Below are 5372 nucleotides of genomic sequence, written 5' to 3' on the forward strand. Positions count from 1 at the left end.
CTCCTGGGCGGGGCGGGAGCGGGGGGACAGGGCGCGGCGGACCGCCGTCCGGCCCAGTTCCTCGGCCGGGATGTGGACCGTGGTCAGGCCGGGCGTGATGTCCGCGGCCACCGGGTCGTCGTTGTAGCCGACGACCGACATGTCCTCAGGCACCCGCAGCCCGTACTCCCGCAGGGCGATGATCGCCGCCGAGGCGGCACGGTCGTCGCCCGCGAAGACGGCCGTGAAGTCCGGTCTGCCGTCCGCCTTGTCGAGCAGGTCGCGCATGGCCTGGTAGCCGTTGTTCTGCCCGAAGCCGACACCGTGCAGGACGGCGTCGCCCCGGGGCACCCCGTGGTCGGCGAGGGCCCGCAGATAGCCGCGGAGGCGGTCCTCGCCGGTGGTGTTGCCCGGCTCGTAGCCGAGCAGGGCGATACGGCGGTGGCCCGCGCCGAGGAGGTGGCTGGTCACGGCGTGGGCGCCCGCTTCGTTGTCGTACTCGACGACCAGCGCGGGCACGTCGGGCGCCGGGGCGGGACGGCCGCAGAGCACCAGCCGGGAGCCCGCCGCCGCGAGGGCCTCGGCGTAGCGCGCCATCCGCTCGCGGTACTCGTCGTCCTCGATGACGCCGCCCACCAGCACCACGGCCTCGGCGGCCTGCTCGCGCATCATCTGCACCAGCGCCAGTTCGCGGGCCGGGTCGCTGCCCGTGGACGCGACCAGGGTGAGGCGGCCGTGCTGCGCCGCCTCCATCTCGACGCCCTGGGCGACCTGCGAGTAGAACGCGCCCACGACGTCGAACATCAGGACCGCGATCGTCTTGCGGCCCGCGCCCGCCAACGCGCGCGCGTGCGCGTTGGCCACGTAGTCGAGCTCCTTGACCGCCCGCAGCACCTTGGCGCGCGACGCCGTGGACGTCGGGTAGTTGCCCGCGAGGACCCGCGAGACGGTCGCGACCGAGACCCCCGCCCGCGCGGCCACGTCACGGATGGTGACCCGCTCACCCATGTGTCTCCCTCATTCGGCGCCCCGGTGCCCTGTGCCGCCCGGACGCGCCCGGCGCCTGTCCGCGCCGGGCCTCGACAAGACTGATCCGAGGCGGATGTGCCCCCACGGCGGTCTCCGCCCCGGACCCATCATCCCGCGCCCGGCCCCCGGCTCAGTGCGCGGCCTCGTACTCCTTCAGGAACTCCTCGGCGGCGCGCTCGCCGCCCTGGGCCCGCCACTTCCTGTGGACGGCGTCCCACGCGGAGAGATTCTTGCGCCCGGAGACGACCGCCGTGACGCCGTCCTCGATGATCTGCTGCATCGTGGCGCCCTGCCGGTTGTACGTGTCCGACATCAGCCCCCAGTGGTCGTCGCGGACGAGCAGCGGCACGACCTTCTCCTCCCAGGCGTGCAGCCGCTTGGTCAGGTCGGGGAAGCCGGGGAAGTACAGCGGCTGCGGCGCGTCCATCAGATACGGGAAGGGCAGGTTGGTCCTGGAGTCGATCAGGCCGGTCTCGGTGGCGACCGGGTCACCGGACTTGTCGTACGTGAAATGGGTGCCCTCCACTCCGTAGTGCATCAGCTCGTACTCCTTGGAGCCGAAGGGCGAGGCCAGCCAGTTCAGGACGCGCAGCATCAGCCTGACGCGCTCCTTGGACGCCTTCTTGATCACGGTGTAGCCGAAGCAGCCGCGGTTCTGCTGGTAGACGGGGGTGGTGCCGTCGACGGCGTAGGGCTCGGCGACGTCCAGGGTGAATTCGTCCTTGATGCCCTGGGCGTTGGAGATGACGGCGCCCCAGCCGTCCGTCATCGAGCGGACGCTGCCGTTGTAGAACTGGGTCTTCAGGTCCACCTGCGAGACCGAGGTGGCGTCGGCGTTGTACGAGCCGTCCTTGCGCAGCGCCGCCATGTACTCCAGGGCGGCCTTGAAGGCGTCGGTCCCGTACATGTCGGTGGCCTTGCCGTTCTCGATCCGCCACTGGTTCGGCGCCCCGTGCCACATCGCGTGGTAGAGGTAGCCGTAGAAGCCCACCGTGGACGCGCCGAGGGCCGACTTCCTGCCCCGCGAGGCCTCCTTGGCCATGGCGCGGAAGTCGGTCGCGGACATGCCGGGCCGGTACCCGGCCCTGTCGAAGGCCTCGCGGTTGATGAACATGGCGCCCTGCACCTTGGCGCGCTCGATCGGCAGCCCGTGGATCCGCCCGGCGATGCGGCCCATGCCCTCCCACGCGTACGTGGGGATGTTGGCGAGGTTGGGGTAGTCCTTGACCGCGTCACCGGAGAGGTGGTCGCTGAGGTCCTCGCACCGCGACTTCACGAACTGCGACTCGCGCGGCAGGACGTACCCGCCGCCGAAGTTGATCATGTCGGGCAGATCGTCGCCGGACATCAGCGTGGACATCTTGGCGCGGAAGTCCGCGTCCGGCACGACGGTGAACTCCACCTCCACCCCGAGCGCCTCGTTCACCGCCTGCCAGTACTCATTCCGGCCGACCGGCTTCGGCGGGGTGCCGTAGGTGATGGTCATGACCCTGATCTTCTGCTTGCCGTCACCGGGCTTCTCGGCCACCGACGTCACGAGTTCGCCGGGGTACCTGGTGTACCCGGCCTGCACGCCCGCCGTGGACGGGGCGAGATCGGGCTTCGGTCCCTCGGCGGGAGCGTACGCGGGCCAGGGCACCGCCTTCTTGCCCGCGTTGGAGACGTTGCCGCCGCCGCTGGAGCCGGTCGAGCAGGCGGTGAGGGCGGACGGGGCGGCCAGGGCGGCGCCGCCGACGGCTATGGAGCGGAGCAGGGTGCGCCGCGACATCGAGGAACCGGACACGTGAGGAGCCCTTCTGGACGACGGGAGTGAGGAGTGGGAGGCGATCCGGCTCAGCTCTTGATGGCGCCGGTGAGCACGCCCTTGGTGAAGTACCTCTGGAGGAAGGGATAGACGAGCAGGATCGGCACGGTGGCGATGACCAGGACGGCCATCTGCGTCGTCTGCGGGGCGGAGACCAGACCGGCCTCGCTCAGCCCGGTGTCGGCGATCTGGGATCCGCCGATGACGTACGTACGAAGGACCTGGGAGAGCGGCCAGTGACCGGACTCCATGTAGATGGAGGCATGGAACCAGGCGTTCCAGTAGCTGACCGCGTAGAAGAGGGAGACGACGGCGAGGGCCGCCTTCGACAGCGGGAGCACGATCCGCCACAGGATGTGCCAGTCACCGGCGCCGTCGAGCCTGGCCGCCTCGTACAGCTCCTCGGGTATCCCCTGGAAGAAGCCGCGCAGCACGATCAGATTGAAGACGTTGATGAGTACGGGAGCGATGAGCGCCGCATAGGTGTCCATCATCCCCATGCCCTTTACCAGCAGAAAGGCCGGGATCATGCCGGGCGGGAAGAGGAAGGTGAAGAGGATGAGCAGCAGTACGGGCCTGCCGCCGAAGACGCCGGGGCGGGCCAGCGCGTACGCAAGGAACGTGGTGCACGCCAGCGAGAACAGCGTGCCCGCGACGGTGAGGCCGACGCTCACGCCGAGCGCCTTGGTGACGATGCCGCCGCTGAGGATGGTGCGGTAGGCGCGCAGCGTCGGATCGCTCGGCCACAGCACCCAGCCGCCGTTGTCGACGACCTCGCGGTTGGAGGCGAGCGAGGTCGAGACGATGACGAGGAAGGGGATGAGCACGAGCGCCAGCACGACGGTGACCGCCACCCCCTTGGCCGCCTTGGTGGCGAACCGGGGCCGCTCCATCCAGGCGGGCCTGGACACCTGATCGCCGCTCACTTGTAGACCCCCTGCTCGCCGAGCCGGTGGGCGACCCGGTTGGTGGTGAAGACGAGCACCGCGCCGACGACGCCCTTGAAGAGACCGGCGGCCGCCGCSTATCCGGTGTCGCCGCCGACGATGCCCTGCCAGAAGACGAAGGTGTCGAGGACCTCACCCGCCTCCGGGCCCACGGACTGCCGTTGCAGCAGCATCTGCTCGAAGCCGACGGAGAGGATGTCGCCGAGCCGCATGATCAGAAGCAGGATGATGATCGGCCGGATGCTGGGCAGCGTCACATGCCAGAAACGGCGCCAGGGACCGGCCCCGTCGATGGCGGAGGCCTCGTAGAGCTGCTCGTCCACCTGCATCAGGGCGGCGAGGAAGATGATCGTCCCCCAGCCGGCGTCCTTCCAGATCACTTCGAGGACGACCAGCGGCCGGTACGCGTCCGGGTTGCCGATGATGTCGACGGTGTGCAGCCCGGAGTCGCCGAGGAAGGTGTTCAGCAGCCCGGTGTCACTCAGCACCTGCTGGAAGAGGGCGACCACGACGACCCACGACAGGAAGTGCGGCAGATAGATCACGGACTGCGTGAAGCGGCGCAGCAGGTCCGAGCTCAGGCTGTGCAGGAGCAGGGCGAGAGCCAGCGGCGCCGGGAAGAAGAAGACGAGCTGGAGCACCGCGATGAACAGCGTGTTCCAGGTCGCGTGCCAGAAGTCGGGGTCGCCGAACATCCGCTCGAAGTTCTCGGTGCCGACCCATGGGCTCGCCCACAGGCCGTCGAACGGCACGTACTCCTTGAAGGCCACCGCGTTGGCGATGAAGGCGCCGTAGTGGAAGACCAGGAAGTACAGGACCCCCGGCACCATGAGGAGCACGAGAAAACGACTACGCTGAAACCGTTTCCACGCCACACGACGCCCCGCATTGCCCCCATTTGACTGTCTGTCGCGCTCGCCGGGCGGCTTCACCGCCTCGGATTCCGCCCGTTCCTTCGTCACCGTCGGCACGGCAACCCCTCCGTCGTCGGAATAAGGTGCCCGGAATCTAAAGCGGTTACTGTCCATGGTCAACCCCCTTTGCCAGGCGATCTCTTGACCGCCTTCCCGGATTGGACCTAGCCTCCAGACGCTGGTGAGTAACCGGTTACTACGAGGGACGGTCACGCGTGGCAGATCAGGCACAGCAGGCGAAGCGGGCCGGTGGCCCGCCGATCAGGGCCGCTCTGGCGATGGGAGCCGAGGTCGCGGACCGGATCTTCACACCGGACCTACGGGAACGGCTGGCGGCCTGCGTGGACTTGGCGCCGGGAGTCCTGTCCGGACCGCTGGACGGCGCGGCGGTGCGGGAGGTGCTCTCCCGTACGGAGGTCCTGATCACGGGGTGGGAGTGCCCGCCGCTCACACCGGAGGTCCTGGCGCAGGCGCCGCTGCTCCGGGCGGTCGTCCACGCGGCGGGCTCCGTCAAACCGATGGTGACTCAGGCGGTGTGGGACCGGGGCATCGTCGTCTCCTCGGCGGCGGACGCCAACGCCGATCCCGTGGTGGCGTTCACGCTGGCGGCGGTCACCCTCGCGGCGAAGGGCGCGCTTTCGGCTGCCGCCGGCTACGCGGAGGGGTGGCCGTCGTTCACCGAGCGGGTGGGGGCCGACG

4 protein-coding genes and 1 pseudogene are annotated in these 5372 nt (G+C 69.5%); 1 reads left to right on the forward strand and 4 read right to left on the reverse strand.

Annotated features, from left to right (window positions below):
• The 4 genes from AB8Z36_RS27325 to AB8Z36_RS27340 all read right to left on the reverse strand — a co-directional run.
• Positions 1-987 (reverse strand): LacI family DNA-binding transcriptional regulator (locus AB8Z36_RS27325; RefSeq protein ID WP_369216041.1); only part of this gene is annotated, 987 nt, incomplete at its 3' end.
• 151 nt (positions 988-1138) lie between these two features.
• On the reverse strand, positions 1139-2776 hold the full coding sequence (locus AB8Z36_RS27330; RefSeq protein ID WP_369216042.1) for an extracellular solute-binding protein: 1638 nt from the start codon (positions 2774-2776) through the stop codon (positions 1139-1141).
• Between the two features lie 65 nt (positions 2777-2841).
• Positions 2842-3705 carry a carbohydrate ABC transporter permease gene (locus tag AB8Z36_RS27335; protein ID WP_369216044.1) on the reverse strand — a complete coding sequence of 288 codons (864 nt, stop codon included), beginning with the start codon at positions 3703-3705 and terminating at the stop codon, positions 2842-2844.
• 29 nt (positions 3706-3734) lie between these two features.
• A complete protein-coding gene (locus AB8Z36_RS27340) occupies positions 3735-4589 on the reverse strand; it encodes an ABC transporter permease (RefSeq protein WP_369216043.1) in 855 nt (284 codons plus the stop codon).
• A gap of 299 nt (positions 4590-4888) precedes the next feature.
• On the opposite strand from AB8Z36_RS27340, the pseudogene AB8Z36_RS27345 reads away from it, so the two are divergent.
• Positions 4889-5372 (forward strand): annotated as a pseudogene (locus AB8Z36_RS27345) (hydroxyacid dehydrogenase); the annotation flags it as partial.

It is taken from the genome of Streptomyces flavofungini, assembly GCF_041028215.1.
GTDB classification, from domain to species: domain Bacteria; phylum Actinomycetota; class Actinomycetes; order Streptomycetales; family Streptomycetaceae; genus Streptomyces; species Streptomyces flavofungini_B.